General features: G+C 72.2%; 15 protein-coding genes and 1 riboswitch. Of the genes, 2 read left to right on the forward strand and 13 right to left on the reverse strand.

What is annotated here, in order from left to right; all coding sequences use genetic code 11:
- The first annotated feature begins 432 nt into the window (after positions 1-432).
- Positions 433-1,767, forward strand: coding sequence for a CoA transferase (locus ACIQID_RS13070; protein ID WP_400285807.1), 1,335 nt, complete (start codon positions 433-435; stop codon positions 1,765-1,767).
- Between the two features lie 38 nt (positions 1,768-1,805).
- On the opposite strand, the gene ACIQID_RS13075 is transcribed toward ACIQID_RS13070, so the two are convergent.
- The 4 genes from ACIQID_RS13075 to ACIQID_RS13090 are packed head-to-tail and all read right to left on the reverse strand — an operon-like array spanning position 1,806 to position 5,423.
- The gene (locus tag ACIQID_RS13075) at positions 1,806-2,618 is read right to left on the reverse strand and encodes a DUF4184 family protein (RefSeq protein WP_400285810.1); all 813 of its coding nucleotides are present in this window, start codon (positions 2,616-2,618) and stop codon (positions 1,806-1,808) included.
- A gap of 12 nt (positions 2,619-2,630) precedes the next feature.
- Complete coding sequence (tyrS, locus tag ACIQID_RS13080; RefSeq protein ID WP_331201808.1) at positions 2,631-3,932, reverse strand: tyrosine--tRNA ligase; 1,302 nt, start codon at positions 3,930-3,932, stop codon at positions 2,631-2,633.
- Between the two features lie 52 nt (positions 3,933-3,984).
- A complete protein-coding gene (locus ACIQID_RS13085) occupies positions 3,985-4,782 on the reverse strand; it encodes a hypothetical protein (RefSeq protein WP_400285815.1) in 798 nt (265 codons plus the stop codon).
- Entirely contained in the window at positions 4,779-5,423 is a 645-nt protein-coding gene (locus ACIQID_RS13090; RefSeq protein ID WP_400285818.1) for a SatD family protein, read from the reverse strand. Before ACIQID_RS13090 ends, ACIQID_RS13085 begins: the two co-directional genes overlap by 4 nt.
- Positions 5,424-5,482: 59 nt before the next feature.
- Between ACIQID_RS13090 and ACIQID_RS13095 the strand changes: the two genes are divergently transcribed.
- Positions 5,483-6,067 carry a DUF1349 domain-containing protein gene (locus tag ACIQID_RS13095; protein WP_400285821.1) on the forward strand — a complete coding sequence of 195 codons (585 nt, stop codon included), beginning with the start codon at positions 5,483-5,485 and terminating at the stop codon, positions 6,065-6,067.
- Positions 6,068-6,089: 22 nt separating this feature from the next.
- Here ACIQID_RS13095 and argH read toward each other — a convergent pair whose 3' ends face one another.
- The 9 genes from argH to ACIQID_RS13140 form a co-directional block, all read right to left on the reverse strand.
- Positions 6,090-7,517: an argininosuccinate lyase gene (gene argH, locus ACIQID_RS13100; RefSeq protein WP_400285824.1), complete on the reverse strand. Its 1,428-nt coding sequence runs from the start codon at positions 7,515-7,517 to the stop codon at positions 6,090-6,092.
- Entirely contained in the window at positions 7,517-8,446 is a 930-nt protein-coding gene (gene argF / locus ACIQID_RS13105) for an ornithine carbamoyltransferase (protein WP_312675109.1), read from the reverse strand. The genes argH and argF overlap by 1 nt, the downstream gene beginning before the upstream one ends.
- Positions 8,443-9,648, reverse strand: a complete 1,206-nt coding sequence (locus ACIQID_RS13110; protein WP_400285829.1) for an acetylornithine transaminase — start codon at positions 9,646-9,648, stop codon at positions 8,443-8,445. Before ACIQID_RS13110 ends, argF begins: the two co-directional genes overlap by 4 nt.
- The gene (gene argB / locus ACIQID_RS13115; protein ID WP_312675112.1) at positions 9,645-10,562 is read right to left on the reverse strand and encodes an acetylglutamate kinase; all 918 of its coding nucleotides are present in this window, start codon (positions 10,560-10,562) and stop codon (positions 9,645-9,647) included. The genes ACIQID_RS13110 and argB overlap by 4 nt, the downstream gene beginning before the upstream one ends.
- Positions 10,559-11,716: a bifunctional glutamate N-acetyltransferase/amino-acid acetyltransferase ArgJ gene (gene argJ / locus ACIQID_RS13120; RefSeq protein ID WP_400285833.1), complete on the reverse strand. Its 1,158-nt coding sequence runs from the start codon at positions 11,714-11,716 to the stop codon at positions 10,559-10,561. The genes argB and argJ overlap by 4 nt, the downstream gene beginning before the upstream one ends.
- Positions 11,713-12,804, reverse strand: a complete 1,092-nt coding sequence (gene argC, locus ACIQID_RS13125) for an N-acetyl-gamma-glutamyl-phosphate reductase (protein WP_400285836.1) — start codon at positions 12,802-12,804, stop codon at positions 11,713-11,715. The genes argJ and argC overlap by 4 nt, the downstream gene beginning before the upstream one ends.
- Positions 12,805-13,043: 239 nt before the next feature.
- Positions 13,044-15,191, reverse strand: coding sequence for a bifunctional hydroxymethylpyrimidine kinase/phosphomethylpyrimidine kinase (locus tag ACIQID_RS13130; RefSeq protein ID WP_400285839.1), 2,148 nt, complete (start codon positions 15,189-15,191; stop codon positions 13,044-13,046).
- Positions 15,188-16,033, reverse strand: a complete 846-nt coding sequence (thiM, locus tag ACIQID_RS13135; RefSeq protein WP_400285842.1) for a hydroxyethylthiazole kinase — start codon at positions 16,031-16,033, stop codon at positions 15,188-15,190. Before thiM ends, ACIQID_RS13130 begins: the two co-directional genes overlap by 4 nt.
- A riboswitch (TPP riboswitch) is annotated at positions 16,025-16,118 on the reverse strand. It overlaps the preceding gene by 9 nt.
- Positions 16,119-16,125: 7 nt before the next feature.
- Complete coding sequence (locus ACIQID_RS13140) at positions 16,126-17,097, reverse strand: NAD-dependent epimerase/dehydratase family protein (RefSeq protein ID WP_400285845.1); 972 nt, start codon at positions 17,095-17,097, stop codon at positions 16,126-16,128.
- Between the last annotated feature and the right edge of the window lie 58 nt (positions 17,098-17,155).

The following is a 17,155-nucleotide window of genomic DNA, read 5'->3' on the forward strand; positions in this document are numbered from 1 at the left end:
CATTTGACAAGTGCACGCTGTTGAGTTCTCAAGGATCGGATGCTCCCACGACCCAGCCATCACGACCAGGCCCGCAGGGCAACTTCTCTATCTTAGCCATCCCGACCCGCTTGTCAAATCGGCGCGCCGTGCGGATCTTGGATCCGCTGCGCAGCCGGTGACAGCCGCAGAAGGGGTGGATCTCCCATCCTAGGCGCAAGCGCCAGATCTCTCAAGTGAGAGAGGATCGGGAGTGGTTCTCCGCTTGAGGGGGGTGAAGCTCTCGGCTTCTCCGCTTCCCTGTGGGGCGAACAAGTAATAAGTTACGTGGATTCCGGGGGTCTGGCAAATCGGGCGCACCACCCCGGGCGTGTCGCACCCGCAGCTCGCAGCTCTTCGGCCGGGTCAGGGGCGCTTTCCGGCCGGATCGGTGCCGGGAGTAGCATCACGCCCATGACCCCGCACCCGTCCCCCGCCGCTGCCGATCTACTCGCCCGCGTCCGGCGGGAGATGGGCGAGGAGTCCTCATCCGCCTCTGCCCTCGCCGTCCTGCGCACCCGGGATGCCGTGCCGCTCCCCTCGCGCACCGCGACCGCGGAGCTCGCTCTCGTCAGCGTGGCCTCGGTCGCCCTCGCCGCAGGACTCGACCCGGCGTCCATCGATCCCCATCGAGTGGCCGTCGCCTATCGGAGCGACCGGTACCTGCGGGTCGACGGTGCTCCCCCGCCGGTGTGGGCGCCCCTCTCCAGATTCTGGGAGAGCTCCGACGGCTGGATCCGGACGCACGGCAACTACCCGCACCATGCTCGGGCGCTTCGTCGCGCGCTCGGCCTGACCGACGCGGCGGGTCCGGAGGCGGTCGCCCGCAGGGTGGCGGCCCTGTCGAGCGACGCGGCCGTCGGCCGGATCTCCGAAGCCGGTGGTCTCGCCGTCGCCGTGCGCCGCGAAGACCCGGACGCCGATCAGGCCCTGCGGAGCACTCCCCTCCTCGACGTCGCGACCATCGAGGCGGGGGACGCACGGCGGCGCGAGCGACGGAGCCCGTCCCCCGGCGCCTCGGCGCGCCTGCCCCTCGCCGGCCTCCGTGTGCTGGACCTCACGCGAGTGATCGCGGGACCGGTGTGCACACGGACTCTCGCTCTCCTCGGTGCCGACGTGCTGCGTCTCGATTCTCCGCAGCTTCCCGAGCTCCCGTGGCAGCACCTCGACACCGGTCATGGCAAGCGCACCGCACGTCTCGACGCCCGGTCCCCCGAACTGCGCGCCCTCCTCGAGTCGGCGGATGCGGTCGTGCTCGGGTATCGGCCCGCCGCGCTGAATCGGCTCGGCCTCTCCCCCGACGCTCTGGTCGATCAGCACCCGGGTCTCCTCGTCGCGCAGCTCAGCGCCTGGGGCCCCGATCATCCCGAGCGCGCCGGTTTCGACAGCCTCGTCCAGGCGGAGAGCGGCATCGCGATGATCGAGGGCGACGACGGACGGCCGGGCGCACTCCCCGCCCAGGCGCTGGATCACAGCAGCGGCTATCTCCTCGCCGCCGCACTCACCCGGCTGCTCCGTGCGCGCGACGGACACTCGCGCATCGTGCGCACGTCGCTGCGCCGCGTCGCCGCCGAGCTGCTCGCGCTGCCGCGCACGACGGATGTCGTGCGCGCTCCGGAGATCGACGCGTCGGCGCATCTCGCGCGATTCGACGTGGACGGGGTCCCGGTCGTGACGGCGGCACCGGCGCTCCCCGGGCTGACCTTCGCCGCCCCGCATGCCTGGGGTTCGGACGCACCACGCTGGTGAGCGGTTCCCCCGGTGCGGGAGGCCTCCGGGAAGCGGGATCAGACGGCGAGGCGGGGCCGTCGCACGGCGACGACCACGCAGAGGACCAGGGTGAGCAGGCCCCACACCGCACAGGCGGGCGGCAGCACCCGATACGCGAGATGCTGCACCGTGAAGTCGGCGGAGAGCGGACCGAACGCCAGCAGTCCACCGACCCACGCGACGACGAGGATCACCGGCAGCGAGAGCCACCACGCGACCCGCACGAACGTCGGAAGGATCCGCGGCGCACCCGCTCGCGGTGTCGCACGCCGCAGCCACAGCTCCGCCCAGATCGCCAGGCCCAGCAGGCCGAGTGCGCTGGATGCGTACTGGAGCCACTTGTAGCCGTCGAACGGACCCCACGAGTCCGCGAGCGCGGGCAGCAGCTCGACGCCCCACCGCGACTCGTGCGTGAACGCATCCCAGAGGATGTGCGAGAGCACCCCCAGCATCGCGGAGAGCACGAGCAGGAACGGATACAGCGACCGCGCGGACCGATACCGGGGGCGGTCGTCGCGGGTCAACGTCTCGACCCCGGCCCGGAGTCCGCTCGCACCCCACCCGGCGGGCAGCCGCGTGCTCACCCGGTCCGGCAGCAGCTCCAGGGTCGCGGGGCGCAGCAGGACACGCCACAGGAGGAAGAGCACGAGCGCGAGCAGCGCCGTCCACACGACGTGGACCGGATCATGCAGGAAGGCGTAGTTGAGCCCGACGTTCCGCAGGAACAGCGAGATGTCCGGCGTCATCGCTCCGATCGCAATCGCCGCGGGGACCAGGGGCGTGCGCACGAAGGGCAACGCCACGATCGCGTGACTCGGAGTGAACGGCATGACTGACCGGGATCAGCCGAGGAAGACGCCGGCGAGTGTCTTCTTCCCCCGGCGCAGCACCGAGACGCCGCCGGGAAGCGTGCCCTGCACGATCGCGGTGTCGTCCTCCACCCGTTCGCCGTCGAGCGAGACGCCGCCTTGCGCGATGGCGCGACGGGCCTCCGACAGGCTCGACACCAGCCCGGTCGCGACGAGTGCGTCGACGACCGGGGTACCGGCGGGGACCGTCGCGTGCGGAAGCTCGTCCAGAGCCGTGCGCAGGGTCGCCGCGTCGAGAGTCGTGAGGTCGCCCTGACCGAACAGGGCCTCGGACGCCGCGATCACGGCCGCCGTCGCCTCCACACCGTGCACCGTCGCGACGACCTCGAGCGCGAGGCGCTTCTGGGCGGCGCGGCGGAACGGCTCGGTGGCGACGAGTTCGGCGTACTCTTCGATCTCGGCCCTGGTCAGGAACGTGAACACCTTGAGGCGTTCGATCACGTCGGCATCCGCCGTGCTGAGCCAGAACTGGTAGAACGCGTAGGGGCTCGTGAGCTCCGCATCGATCCAGATCGCGTTGCCCTCGCTCTTGCCGAACTTCGTCCCGTCGCTGTTGGTGATCAGCGGCGTGCCGATCGCGTGGACTGACGTCCCTTCGACCCGATGGATGAGGTCCGTGCCGCTGGTGAGGTTGCCCCACTGATCGGAGCCGCCCGTCTGCAGCACGCAGTCGTACTGGCGGTAGAGCTCGAGGAAGTCGAGCCCCTGCAGGATCTGGTAGCTGAACTCGGTGTAGCTGATGCCGGCGTCGGAGTTGAGGCGCGCGGCCACCGCGTCCTTCTTCAGCATCGTGCCGACGCGGTAGTGCTTGCCGATCTCGCGGAGGAAGTCGATCGCGGAGAGCGGCGCCGTCCAGTCGAGGTTGTTCACCATGCGGGCGGCGTTGTCGCCCTCGAAGCTGAGGTAGCGCTCGACCTGTCCGCGCAGACGGTCGACCCATTCCGCCACCGTCTCGCGGGTGTTCAGCGTGCGCTCCGCGGTGGGGCGGGGATCGCCGATCAGGCCGGTGGAGCCGCCGACGAGACCGAGCGGCTTGTGCCCGGCGAGCTGAAGGCGGCGGAGCAGGAGCAGCTGGACGAGGTGCCCCAGGTGCAGGCTGGGTGCCGTCGGATCGAAGCCGCAGTAATACGTGACGGGGTCTCCCGCGAGCAGGGCGCGCAGCGCCTCCTGGTCGGTGGACACGTGGACGAGGCCACGCCACACGATCTCGTCCCACACGTTCTCGAACGTGGGGTCGATCGCCTGCGGCGCGGTCGTCAGAGCGGGAGTTGACACGCGCTCCAGGCTAGCAGCGCACGACCCTCCCGCTGCGTCGTGCGCGGGGGTGTCAGCTGTGCGCCGCCCACCACACGAGGAACGCCGCGCCGAGACCGATCACCCAGCTCACGAGACTGCCGACGAGGAAGTACTCGGCACGTGCGCCGGTCTCCCCGTCGCGCGAGATCTCCGGGAACCGGACGATGCCCTTGGCGGCGAGCATGGCCGCGAGCACGGGATAGGCCGCGGCGAGCGTGAGGATCATCACGAGGACGCGTTCGAGCGGGCCGATGAGGCGTCCGCCCTTGAAGCCGTGGCGCGGATCGGTCGGGATGACCGCGGACACCGCGGCGGTCTCGCCGGCGTCCGCCGGCGCGGACACGGGGTCCGACGTCGCGTCGGACGGAGGCGCCGGAGCCGAGACCTCTGCCGGACGCCAGGTGTGCTCGCCGTCGAGAGCGGCACGGACCACGAGGTTGGCGGATTCGAGCAGGAAGACACCGGCCCCGAGTGCGAGCACGACGAGGTCGAAGGGAACCTCGCCGAAAGGAGAGCGGAGCGTCCACATCTCGCCGATGAGACCGGCGGTGTCGCGGGCTCCGCCCCAGACGACGGCGCCGATGCTGAGCGCGGCCAGCGCCACCGCGGGCCAGAACCCGGCGCGCGTGGACCCCGCGTCCGGCATGCTCCATGCCCACAGGGCTCCGAAGCCGAGCCCCAGGAGCGCGGGCAGCAGCGCGTCTCCGCCGATGCCGAGGAGGAGGATCACGGCCGCGGCCACGACGTACCCGACCCACCGCCGTGGCACGAACTGCCGGACGAGGTCGGTCGCGCCGACGGCGAGGAGGACGAAGCCGGCGAGGATCATGCGGACTCCCCCCGGAGCGCGGCCACGCCCTCGATGAGAGCGGCGGCTCCCGCGCTCCGCAGCGACTTGGAGACGCTGGGCTGCGAGATGCCCTCTTGGGCCGCGAGCTCCTGCTGGGACCGGCCGACCAGACGCCCGTACGTGAGGTGGCGCTCGCGCGCGCTCATCGCCCCCACCAGCTCGTCGCGCGCGAGGACGTAGGCGTTGGACGCGGCGATCACGGTCTCCATGACCTCATCCTGACCCGGGGCGCCGACAATCCAGGTGCGCGTGCGCGGCACGGCGCGCTGTTCGCGCGCGTGCACGGTCTCGATCGCCGCGCGTGCCGCGTACCAACCGGGGCCGTCCGCCAGCTCGCCGTGCACCGAGGCGACCGGTCGCACCTCGCCGACGCCGACGCCGAAGCGGAAGGCGAGTCCCTCCGGGAGGCGGAGCTGGATCATCAGGAGCGAGAGGAGCGCGTCCGGCAGCTCGCGGTAGACGCCCTGCTGCTCGTCCCCTACCGTGGGCGTGAGCGGCTGGACGGCCAACGGACGGTCCTGTTCCACCTGCGCGATGGTCTCGTCCAGAGCGCGCTGTGCGGCGCTCCGGTCTCCGAGCTCCCGGGAGCCCACGATGTCGGCGATCACGGCGATGACCATGTCATAACCGTAGCACGAATATCCGCAGTTTATGCCTCTATTAGCTATAGATAGGAAATATGCCTGATTCACGCATCATCAACTGGACCGATGGCACCTGGACCCACACCCCCGCTCTGACGCACATCGACGGCCACCTCGACGCCACCGCCGTCGAGGGCAGCGACGCCTGGCGCCACACGGCGTACGGCTTCGTGCACGACACGGAGCACGCGCTGCTCGCGCCGCTCGCCGTCGGCGAGGCGATCGAGGTCGCGTTCCGTGCGCCGTGGGAGGGGCAGTTCGACCAGGCAGGCCTCTTCGTGCGCGCCGACGACGAGCACTGGATCAAAGCGGGCGTCGAGTTCGCCGACGGCCATCTCGGTCTGGGGGCCGTCGTGACCGCCGTCCGCTCGGACTGGTCGGTCGGCTACGTCGACGACTGGCGCGAGAGCGAGATCACGGTCCGGGTCAGTCGCTGGGAGGACGCGATGATCGTGCGGGCCCGTGCGGATGACGGACCGTGGCGACTGGTCAGGGTGGCGCCCTTCGCCGGCGACGCGACCGTCTCGGCGGGACCGTTCCTGGCAGCGCCCACCCGAGCGGGCCTGACCGTCCGGTTCACCCGGTGGGAGCGCTCGGCCGCCGACGGCGACCTGCACTGAGGCGAGGCCGCCGCCGGAGCGACTACAGGCCGAGCGCGTGCGCGGCGGCCTGCGCGCGGGCGACGAGCTCCGCGCGCTGCTCGGCCACCCGCTCCGGAGCGGTGCCGCCGACGCCCGTGCGGGACGCGACGGAGCCCTCGATCGTGAGCACCTCGCGGACCTCCGGGACGAGGTGCGGCGACACCGACAGCAGCAGCTCGTCGGACGCGTCCTCCAGCCCGATCCCCTGTTCCTCGCAGGCGCGCACGAGCGCGCCGGAGATCTCGTGGGCATCGCGGAACGGCACGCGCCGCTTCACCAGCCACTCGGCGACATCGGTGGCCAGCGAGAACCCCTGAGGGGCGAGCTCGGCCATGCGCTCCGTGTGGAAACGCAGCGTCGCGACCATCCCGGCGAACGCCGGCAGCACGACCTCGAGCGTCTGCACCGAATCGAAGACCGGCTCCTTGTCCTCCTGCAGATCGCGGTTGTACGCGAGGGGCAGGCCCTTGAGGGTCGCCAGCAGGCCGGACAGGTTGCCGATGAGGCGCCCGGACTTGCCGCGCGCGAGCTCGGCGATGTCCGGGTTCTTCTTCTGCGGCATGATGCTGGAACCCGTGGAGTAGCCGTCGTCGAGGGTGACGAAGCCGAACTCGCGGGTGTTCCAGAGGATGATCTCCTCGGACAGCCGGGAGAGGTCCACACCCGTCATCGCCGCGATGAACGCGAACTCCGCCACGATGTCCCGCGCGGCGGTGCCGTCGAGGGAGTTCTCGGCGGGACGGTCGAGGCCGAGCTCCGTCGCGACGAGCGCGGGATCCAGGCCCAGGGTCGATCCCGCGAGCGCTCCCCCGCCGTACGGCGAGACGCCGGCGCGACGACGCCAGTCGACGAGGCGCTCGAGCTCGCGCACCAGCGGCCAGGCGTGGGCCTGGAGGTGATGGGCGAGCAATACCGGCTGCGCGTGCTGGAGGTGCGTGCGACCGGGCAGGATCGCGTCGGGATGCGCCTCGGCCTGCGCCACGAGGGCATCGATCACGCGCAGCAGGTCGCGGGCGATCACGCGGGCGTGGTCGATCAGGTACATCCGCACGAGCGTGGCGATCTGGTCGTTCCGGCTGCGGCCGGCGCGGAGACGTCCGCCCAGCTCCGGACCCAGCTCGGCGATCAGCGCCTGCTCGAGCGCGCCGTGCACGTCCTCGTCGGTGGGCTGCGGCTGCAGGGTGCCGTCGGCGACCTTGCGCGCCACGGCGTCCAGGCCCTCGTGCATCCGGGCGGCCTCATCCGGCTCCAGGTAGCCCGCGGCGGCCAGCGCCGTGGCATGCGCGTGCGAACCGGCGATGTCGTACGGCGCGAGGATCCAGTCGAAGTGCGTCGAGCGGCTCAGCTCGACGAGCTCCGGCGACGGACCGGTGGCGAACCGCGCACCCCAGAGCGCGCCCTCGTTGGTGCCTTCGTGCGAGCCGGCCATCACGCGTCCTTCTTCCCGAGGAGCCAGACCAGCAGGGCCTTCTGGGCGTGCAGGCGGTTCTCCGCCTCGTCCCAGACCACGCTCTGCGGGCCGTCGATGACGGCGGAATCCACCTCGTAGCCGCGGTCGGCGGGGAGGCAGTGGATGAAGATCGCGTCGTCGTGCGCGAGCTCCATGGTCTCGGGCGTGACCTTGTAGCCCCCGAGATCGCGGATCCGCGCGAGCTTCTCCTCCTCCTTGCCCATCGACACCCACGTGTCGGTGACGACGACGTCGGCGCCCGCGGCCGCCTCGACAGGGTCGGTGAAGAGCGTGATCGAGCCCCCGGTCTCCCCGGCGCGACGGTCGGCCGCTTCGATGACGTCGGCGCGCGGCGCGTAGTCCTCCGGCGAGGCGATGCGCACGTGCATGCCCGCCGTGACGCCCGCGAGCGCGTACGAGTGCGCCATGTTGCTCTGACCGTCGCCGAAGAACGTCAGCGTCAGGCCCTTCAGGTCGCCCTTGTGCTCACGGATCGTGAGCAGGTCGGCGAGGAGCTGGCAGGGATGGAAGTCGTCGGACAGCGCGTTGATCACGGGGACCCGGGTGCCGGCGGCCATCTCCTCCAGACCCGCCTGCGCGTACGTCCGCCAGACGATCGCCGCGACCTGGCGCTCGAGGACCCGGGCCGTGTCGGACGGCGTCTCCTTCCCGCCGAGCTGGCTGCTCGCCGTGGAGATGATGAGCGGCGTGCCGCCGAGATCGGCGATCCCCACCGCGAACGAGACGCGCGTGCGGGTGGACGACTTGTCGAAGATCACGGCGACGGTCTGGGGGCCGGCGAGGCTCTTGTCCGCCCAGCGGTCCTTCTTGAGTTCGAGCGCGAGATCGAGGATCTCCGCCTGCTCGGCGGGCGTCAGATCGTCGTCGCGCAGCAGGTGGCGGGTCATGCGGGGACCTTTCCGGTGGCGGAGGTGTGGACGTCGGAGAGAGCGGCGGCGAACAGCTCGCGGAACTCCGCCAGCTCCGCATCGCCGATGGTGAGCGCCGGCGCGACACGCACGGTCTCGGGGTTGGCGGCGTTGACGATGAGGCCGCGGTCCTGGGCGGCGGCGACGACCGCACCCGCCACGGGCTCCGTGAGCGCGACACCGACGAGGAGTCCGCGGCCGCGGACCCCGGCGACCAGCGGAGAGTCGATGCCGAGGATGATGTCCCGCAGCTCGGCACCGCGACGTGCGGCGTTGTCGACGAGGTCGGCGCGCTCGATCTCGGCCAGCACGGCGTCCGCCACGGCCGTCGCGAGCGGGTTGCCGCCGAACGTGGAGCCGTGCGAGCCGGGCGTGAACAGAGCACTCGCGGCACCGTAGGTGACGAGGGCGCCGATCGGGAATCCGCCGCCGATGCCCTTCGCGAGCGTGATGGCGTCGGGCGTGATGCCCTCGTGGCTGAACCCGAACCAGGCGCCGGTCCGGCCCGCGCCTGTCTGGATCTCGTCGACGATGAGCAGCGCTCCGTGCGCGAGGGTCAGCGAGCGCGCCGCGGCGAGGTAGCCCTCGGGGAGCTCGACGACGCCGGCCTCGCCCTGGATCGGCTCCACGATGACGGCGGCGACGCGGTCGTCCATCGCGGCCTCCAGCGCTTCGATCGTGGCCGGGATGTGCTCCACGCCTCCGGGCATCGGCGCGAACGGCGCACGCATCGACTCCTTGGCGGTGAGCGCGAGCGAGCCCATCGTGCGCCCGTGGAAGCCGTTCTCCAGCGCGAGGATGCGCGGACGCTCCGCCCCGCCGTGCAGCCGGGCGAGCTTGAACGCGGCCTCGTTGGCCTCGGCACCGGAGTTCGAGAAGAAGACGCGACCGTCGAGCCCCGCGCCGGCCAGGCGCTTGAGCCGGGCGGCGAGCGCGAGCTGCGGCGGGGTCGCGAAGTAGTTGGAGACGTGCGCGAGGGTGGCGGCCTGCCGCGACACCGCCTCGACGAACACCGGGTGCGCGTGCCCGAGGGAGGTCACGGCGATGCCGGCGAGGAAGTCGAGATAGCGTCGGTCTTCGGCGTCCCACAGGTACGAGCCCTCACCGCGGGTCAGCAGCGCGAGGCGCTCCCCCGCGTTGAGCACGAGATCACGTGCCGCGTCGTCCTGCCAGACGGTCATGCCGTCGCCCCTTTCTCTCCCAGGACCACTTCGGTCCCGATTCCCTTGCTGGTGAACAGTTCGACGAGCACCGAGTGCGGCACCCGTCCGTCGATGATCGCGGCCGCGTCGACGCCGCCTTCGACCGCATCGAGGCACGCGCGCATCTTCGGGATCATGCCCGACTCCAGGCGCGGCAGCATCTCCACGAGCGCGCCGGACGTGAGGTGCGACACGAGCGAGTCCCGGTTGGGCCAGTCGGCGTACAGCCCCGGCACGTCGGTGAGGATGACGAGCTTGCGCGCCCCGAGGGCCACGGCCAGCGCGGCAGCCGCGGCGTCGGCGTTGACGTTGAGGGACTGCCCCGGATGGTCGAGGTCGGGCGCGATGCTCGACACGACCGGGATCCGCCCCGCGGCGAGGTGATCGAGCACCGGCGTCGGGTCGACCTGGACCACGTCGCCCACGCGGCCGAGGTCCACCTCCTCGCCGTCGATCATCACACCGCGGCGGCGGCCGCCGAAGAGTCCGGCGTCCTCGCCGCTGAGCCCGGTGGCGATGGGGCCGTGCGAGTTGATCTTCGAGACGAGCTGCGGGTTCACCTGACCGGTGAGCACCATCCGCACGACGCCGATGGCCTCGGTGTTGGTGACGCGGTAGCCGCCCTTGAACTCGCTGGGGATCTCCAGCCGCTGGAGCATGTCGGAGATCTGCGGCCCGCCACCATGCACGACGACCGGCTGCACGCCGACATAGCGGAGGTACGCGATGTCCTGGGCGAAGGCCTCCTGCAGCTCGTCCGAGACCATGGCGTTGCCGCCGTACTTGACGACGACGATCTGGTCGCGGAACTTCTTCAGCCACGGCAGCGACTCGATGAGGGTGGTGGCCTTCTGCGCCGCGATGTCCGGCGTGGTGTCCTGGATGTCGGTCATGAGGCGTAGGCGCTGTTCTCGTGCACGTAGTCGTGGGTGAGGTCGTTGGTGAGCACCGTGGCGGTGGCCTCCCCGACCTTGAGGTCGATCACCAGGTGCGTGGCACGCGGCGTCAGATCGACCTCCTCGCGCGGGCGGTCGGGGCCGCCGGCGGTGCAGACGCGCACGCCGTTCATCCACACGTCGACGTCGTAGGGATCGAACTGCGCGGCCGTCGTGCCGATCGCCGCGAGGACGCGTCCCCAGTTCGGGTCGTTGCCGAAGACGGCGGCCTTGAACAGGTTGTTGCGGGCGACCGAGCGGCCGACCTCGACGGCGTCCTGCTCGGAGACGGCGTGCTGCACCTCGATCGTGATGTCGTGGCTCGCCCCCTCCGCGTCGCCCTGCAGCTTGACCGCGAGCTCATGGCAGAGCGCGGTGAGAGCCTCGGCGAAGTCGTCGAGATCGGGCACGACCTCGGACGCGCCGTTGGCGAGCAGCGTCACCTGGTCGTTGGTCGACATGCAGCCGTCGGAGTCGAGGCGGTCGAACGTGCGCCCCGTCGCCCGACGCAGCGCCTCGTCGGCCTGGAGCGGTTCGAGCACGGCGTCGGTGGTGAGCACCACGAGCATCGTCGCCAGACCCGGGGCGAGCATGCCCGCGCCCTTCGCCATGCCGCCGATCGTCCAGCCGTCGCGGGTCACCACAGCGGTCTTCGCGACGGTGTCCGTGGTCATGATGGCGTGCGCGGCGCTCTCCCCGCCGTCCGAGCTCAGCTCGGTGATCGCCTGCGCGGTGCCCGCGAGGACCTTCTCGCGGAAGACCTCGTCGCCCGTCCCGATGAGCCCCGTGGAGCAGACGAGCACGTCGCCCGCGCTGATGCCGAGCAGCTCGGCCGCCCTCTCCGCGGTCTGGTGGGTGGTCTGGAACCCGAAGCTGCCGGTGAAGCAGTTCGCACCGCCGGAGTTGAGGACGACGGCCTCGACCACGCGGTCCGCGACGGCCTGCTGGGACCAGATGATGGGGTTGGCCTTCGCGCGGTTGCTCGTGAAGACGGCGGCGCCGACCTTGCGGGGACCGCGGTTGACCACGACGGCGACATCGGGCTTGCCGGTCGACTTGAGTCCGGCGGCGACCCCGGCCGCCTCGAATCCTGCGGGGGCGGTGACGCTCACGGGGCGACTCCGTTCACTGAGAGGGCGCGGGTCTCGGGAAGCCCCAACGCGATGTTCATGGACTGGACGGCAGCTCCGGCGGTGCCCTTGACGAGGTTGTCGACGGCGGCGACCACCGTCACGCGGTTCGCGGCGCGGTCGATCGCGAGGCCGATGAGCGCCGTGTTCGCCCCGAGCACGTCGGCGGTGCGCGGGAAGCTCCCCTCCGGCAGCAGCTGGACGAAGGTCTCGTCGCCGTAGGCACTCTCCCACGCCTGACGGATCTCGGCGTCGCTCACACCCTCGACGATCGGCGCCGTGGACGTGGCGAGGATGCCGCGCGACATCGGCACGAGGACCGGAGTGAACGAGATCCGGATGTCCTGGGCCCCTGAGTGGGCCCCTGATCCTGCCGAAGGGCCTGAGCCTGTCGACGGGCGGGCGGCGGCGAGCGCCTGCCGGATCTCCGGGATGTGGCGGTGCGTGCCGCCGACGGCATAGGGATTCGCGGAGCCGAGGATCTCGCTGGCGAGGAGGTTCGTCTTCAGGCTCTTGCCTGCCCCGGACGGGCCGACGGCCAGGACGGAGACGATGTCGCCCGGGTCGATGACCCCGGCCGCGACACCGGGGGCGAGGCTGAGGCTCACCGTGGAGGCGTTGCACCCTGGTGCGGCGATCCGGGTCGCGCTGCGCAGCGCCTCCCGCTGCTTACCGGCTCCGACGAGGAGCTCGGGCACGCCGTACGTCCACGGCTCGTGGAACGCCCCTCCGTAGAACGCGTCCCACTCCGCGGACGACGTGAGCCGGTGGTCGGCTCCGGCGTCGATCACCAGCGGGGTGTCGCCGAGGGCGTCCGTGTACTGCCCGGACTGGCCGTGCGGAAGAGCCAGGAACACGATGTCGTGTCCGGCGAGGACTTCCGGCGTGGTGTCCTGCAGCGTGAGGTGGGCGAGCGAGCGGAGGTGCGGCTGGTGGGCGACGAGAGGCTGTCCGGCGTTCGAGTGCGCCGTGACGGTGCGGATCTCGACGTCGGGGTGAGCGGCCAGGAGGCGCAGGATCTCGCCGCCTGCGTAGCCGGAGGCGCCGGAGACGGCGACGGAAAACGTCATGCTTCTACCTTAACGGTCGGGTCCTCGACGATCTCGGGACCGGGGGCGGGGCCGGAGGCGGCGACACCGGCACTCGACCGCCGCGCGGACGCAGGCAGAAGGGCGGGGTCGCCTAGAATCGGCGGCCGCGACGTCGGCGCACGGCGATGACGCTCGGGACGAGCGTCGAAGGAGCGGTGGCGACCGAAGGCATGCGGCGACGATAGCGCGGGCGCGTTCGGCACCGCAAATCCGGGGCGTCACACGACAGCGCGCGCGACCGGCGCGGCGAAGAAGGCGCGTTCGTGGGCGCTCGAGGCGAGGAAGGCGCGCCGCATCCGTTCCCGGCCGGCGTCGTCGGCCCTCGCGGCCGCGGCGGCGACATGCGCGACGGCCTGCCGGGTGGCCTCCGCGAAGGCGGGATCCGCGTACGTCGCGAGCCACGACGCGTAGGGATGCCGGGGGTCGCGCGGTGCCGCGCCGAAAGCCCCGGCATGGAGCCGCTCCCCCAGGTCGGTGTAGAGCCAGAAGCACGGCAGCACGGCCGCGATCAGTGCGGCGTAGTCGCCGCCGAACGCGACGGCCCGCAGATGGTCGAGGTAGGCGACCGTCGCCGGGGCGGGCTCCGTCGCGAAGGTGGCACCGCTCACCCCGGTCTCCGGCGTCAGCCACGACGCGTGCAGCTCCAGCTCTCCGCGGATCGCTCCGTGCGCGGCGTCGCCCCAGAACGCCTGCTCGTCGGGGGTCGGGGCGAGGCGCGAGGCCTCCGCGAGCACCCGGGCGTACTCGCGGAGGTAGAGGGCATCCTGCGCGAGGTAGAAGACGAAGGCGTCGCGGTCGAGGGTCCCCGCGGCGAGCGCGCGCACGAAGGGCAGCGCATCGATGTCGCGGCGGATCGCGGCGGTCTCATCCCACCAGGCCGCGGCCACCTCCTCCGGCGCCGGCCGGGTCTCGACCCCGCCGCGCGCCCAGAGCCCCGCGAGGTGATGGATCGGGCCGTGTCCTCGCCCGACGTCCAGGTCGTCCGCCGCGCGGAGGGACTCCCGCAGCCAGGCGCGCGCGGCGCGGACCGCGGTCGCCGGATCGTCGCCCCTCGCCAGTCGTGTGGCCAGCGCCGCGGACAGCGAGCAACCGGTCCCGTGGGTGTTCTCCGTCATGATGCGTGCCCCGGGGAACTCCACGTGCTCTCCCGCCGCGGCATCGATCAGGGCGTCCGGCGCCTCGTCCCCTGGCAGGTGACCGCCCTTCACGAGCACCGCGGTCCCCGTGGCGGCCGACAGCTCCCGCGCCGCGGCGAGCGCGTCCGCCCAGTCCGCCACCTCACGACCGACGAGCACCGCGAGCTCGGCGAGGTTCGGGGTGACCACGGTCGCCAGAGCCAGCAGGTCCCGGAGCTCGCGCTCCGCGTCGGCCTGGAGCAGCCGGTCCCCCGAGGTCGCGATCATGACCGGGTCGAGCACGACGATCGGGGGCTGCGTCGCCCGGAGCCACGCGGCGACCGTCCGGATCACCTCGACGTCCGCGAGCATGCCGATCTTCACGGCGTCGATGCGGATGTCCTCGCCGACGGCCTCGAGCTGCGCCCGCAGGAACTCCGCGGGAGGGACGTGCACGGCGCGGACGCCCTGCGTGTTCTGGGCGGTCAGGGCCGTGAGGGCGGCCATGCCGTAGCCCCCGTGCGCGGCGATCGCCTTGAGGTCGGCCTGGATGCCCGCGCCGCCGGACGGATCGCTGCCGGCGATGCTGAGCACATGCGGCACCGCCCGCCCCAGCCACCGCCGACGGAACGCCGCGGCGGCGGCCCGGGGATCCTCTGCCGCGCACAGCGCCGAGACCACCGCGATCCCGGCGGCACCGGCCTCGCGCAGCGCCGCCGTGTCGTCGAGGTCCACCCCGCCGATGGCGACGCAGGGCAGCGCACTGCGCGCGGCGAACGCGGCGAAGCCGTCGATGCCGAGCGGGTCCGGATGGTCGGGCTTCGTGCGCGTGGGGCGGATCACGCCGACCCCGAGGTAGTCGACCGTGCCGGGCGGCAGCGCCGTCACGGCATCGAGATGGGCAGGGGTGTTCGCCGTGAGCCCGATCAGCGCCTCCGGGCCGAGGAGCTCGCGCGCGCGGAGCACCGAGGCATCCGCCTGGCCGAGGTGCACCCCCTCCACCCTGGCACCGCGGCGACGGGCCTCGACGGCCGCATCGAGGCGATCGTTCACGACGAGCAGCGCGCGACCGTCGATGGCCGCGGACAGGGCGAGGAGTTGCACGACGGTCTCCTCGTCCGTCGCCTCCTTGTCGCGGAGCTGCACGATGCGGACCCCACCCGCCACGGCCTCGCGGACGGTCTCGACCACCCCGCGAGGGCCGCACAGCGACCGATCGGTGACGAGGTAGAGGGACAGGTCGACGGTCATCGGGCCTCCTCGACGCGGGCGCGGGCACGGAGGTCCCCCGGAGTCACGGCGGACAGGGCGTCGAGCAGTCCGACGGCGAAGCTGCCCGGTCCGCGCGAGACGCCCGCCGCCTGCTCCGCCGCGACCGTGTAGACGAGGGTCGCCGCGGCCACCGCCGTCAGCGCGTCGGTCGCGGAACCGCGGGCCGCCCCGAGGAAGGCCGCCATCACCGCGCCCAACGCGCAGCCGCCGCCGGTCACCCGCGTGAGCAGCTCGTGCCCGTTCGCGATGCGGATCACCCGCTCCCCGTCGGTGAGGAGATCGACCGGGCCGGAGACGGCGACCACGGAACCGTGCCGGTCGGCGAGCTCCCGCGCCGCCGCTGCCGCCGCCTCGGTCCCGTCCGTCGCGTCGACACCGCGGCCGCCGCTGCTGTGTCCGGCCAGCGCGAGGATCTCCGACGCGTTGCCGCGGATCGCGGTGGGGCGCAGCGCGACCAGCTCGTGGGCCAGGGCCGTCCGCACCGGGAGGGTGCCGATCGCGACGGGATCGAGCACCCACGGCGTGCCGGCGGCGTGCGCTCCCGCCACCGCCTCCCTGCTCGCCTCCCGCTGCTCCGGGGTCGGCGTCCCGAGATTGATGAGGAGCCCCGAGGCGGCAGCGGCGAACGGCTCGGCCTCGCCGACGATGTCGACCATGGCCGGCGCCGCCCCGAGCGCCAGCAGCACGTTGGCGGTGAACCCCGTCACGACGGCGTTCGTGATGCAGTGCGTCAACGGCGGCGTAGCCTTGACCTCCTCCCGCAGCCTTCCCGCCGTGGCGGCGAGGTCGAGGACGGATTGCGGACGCACAGGATCGCTCATGGGCGACATCCCTTCGCTAGTACGAACTAGATCAGGTTCGACGGGTGTGATCTCAGCCGCGGATGCGGCACCCCGTGTCACTGCCTCGCAGTCTAGCGAGCGAGGGCGTCGAGCAGCGCCCGCTCCTCCGTCCGCGTGAGGCCGGCGCGGCGCTCCCGGTCCACGCCCCGTTCGCGCTCGTCCGCCACGACGCGCTCCACCGTCTCGTCGAGGGGGCGGAGCGTGCCTCCGCTGCGGCGATACCGCGCATTCGAGCGGGTCATGAATCCGCTCATCTCGGGTGGCAGCCACAGCGGCAGCGACCGCGGTCCCGCCCAGTACGCGACGCCTTCCGCGACGAGACGGTCCTCGGTGCCGACGACGAGCGGCCCCGTGTGCCCGGTGGCCGCGCGCACGGTCCGCAACACGTCGTCGAGCTCGCGCACGTCGCCGATCGCGTTCACGGCACCGGTGACGGTGGCGGCCATGACGAAGGCGGCGACATCCTCGACGTCGATGACCTGCGCTGTGCGCCCTTCCAGCGGCGGGAGCAGCACCGGCTCGTCCAACGCCCGGAGGAACGCCGCCGCCCAGTAGCCGAAGCGATCGCTGGGGTCGCCGTCGCCGACGATGAGGCCGGGGCGGACGAGGAGTGCGCGGTCGCCGACGCCCGCCTGCACGGCATCCTCCGCCGCGACCTTCTGCCGCGCGTAGTCGTCGTCCTCACCGGCCTGCGCCGCCGGGTGCCGCGGTGCCGACTCGTCGGTCCCCACCGTGTCGTCGTCGCGGTACACCGACATCGACGAGACGTACGTCCACCGAGCGGCACGGTCGCCGAGCGCACGGACCGCCCCGGAGACGTGATCGGCGCGGGAGGAGACGTCGACGACGTGGTCCCAATCGGTGCGCGAGACGACGTCGTAGGCGGCCTCCTCATCCCGGTCCGCCAGCACGAGGGTCGCCCCCGGCGGCGCCGGGCGTCCGCCGCGGGCCAGGCAGGTCACGGTCGCCCCTGCCCCGAGCGCCTGCGCGGCGATGCGTCCCGACAGCCATCCGGTTCCCCCGAGGATCAGCACATCCGTCATGTGCCCATGTCACCAGGATCGACGACTCGGGGGAAGGGCCTCCGCTCAGAGCGGAGCG

Origin of the sequence: Microbacterium sp. NPDC091676 (assembly GCF_044756645.1) — a bacterium.
Lineage (GTDB): Bacteria > Actinomycetota > Actinomycetes > Actinomycetales > Microbacteriaceae > Microbacterium > Microbacterium paraoxydans_D.

Bases quoted from the DNA above. Each gene is read 5' to 3' on its own strand.
- ACIQID_RS13070 (WP_400285807.1), top strand. From the start codon at position 433: ATGACCCCGCACCCGTCCCCCGCCGCTGCCGATCTACTCGCCCGCGTC.
- ACIQID_RS13075 (WP_400285810.1), bottom strand. From the start codon at position 2,618: ATGCCGTTCACTCCGAGTCACGCGATCGTGGCGTTGCCCTTCGTGCGC.
- ACIQID_RS13085 (WP_400285815.1), bottom strand. From the start codon at position 4,782: ATGATCCTCGCCGGCTTCGTCCTCCTCGCCGTCGGCGCGACCGACCTC.
- ACIQID_RS13090 (WP_400285818.1), bottom strand. From the start codon at position 5,423: ATGGTCATCGCCGTGATCGCCGACATCGTGGGCTCCCGGGAGCTCGGA.
- ACIQID_RS13095 (WP_400285821.1), top strand. From the start codon at position 5,483: ATGCCTGATTCACGCATCATCAACTGGACCGATGGCACCTGGACCCAC.
- argH (WP_400285824.1), bottom strand. From the start codon at position 7,517: ATGGCCGGCTCGCACGAAGGCACCAACGAGGGCGCGCTCTGGGGTGCG.
- argF (WP_312675109.1), bottom strand. From the start codon at position 8,446: ATGACCCGCCACCTGCTGCGCGACGACGATCTGACGCCCGCCGAGCAG.
- ACIQID_RS13110 (WP_400285829.1), bottom strand. From the start codon at position 9,648: ATGACCGTCTGGCAGGACGACGCGGCACGTGATCTCGTGCTCAACGCG.
- argB (WP_312675112.1), bottom strand. From the start codon at position 10,562: ATGACCGACATCCAGGACACCACGCCGGACATCGCGGCGCAGAAGGCC.
- argC (WP_400285836.1), bottom strand. From the start codon at position 12,804: ATGACGTTTTCCGTCGCCGTCTCCGGCGCCTCCGGCTACGCAGGCGGC.
- ACIQID_RS13130 (WP_400285839.1), bottom strand. From the start codon at position 15,191: ATGACCGTCGACCTGTCCCTCTACCTCGTCACCGATCGGTCGCTGTGC.
- thiM (WP_400285842.1), bottom strand. From the start codon at position 16,033: ATGAGCGATCCTGTGCGTCCGCAATCCGTCCTCGACCTCGCCGCCACG.
- ACIQID_RS13140 (WP_400285845.1), bottom strand. From the start codon at position 17,097: ATGACGGATGTGCTGATCCTCGGGGGAACCGGATGGCTGTCGGGACGC.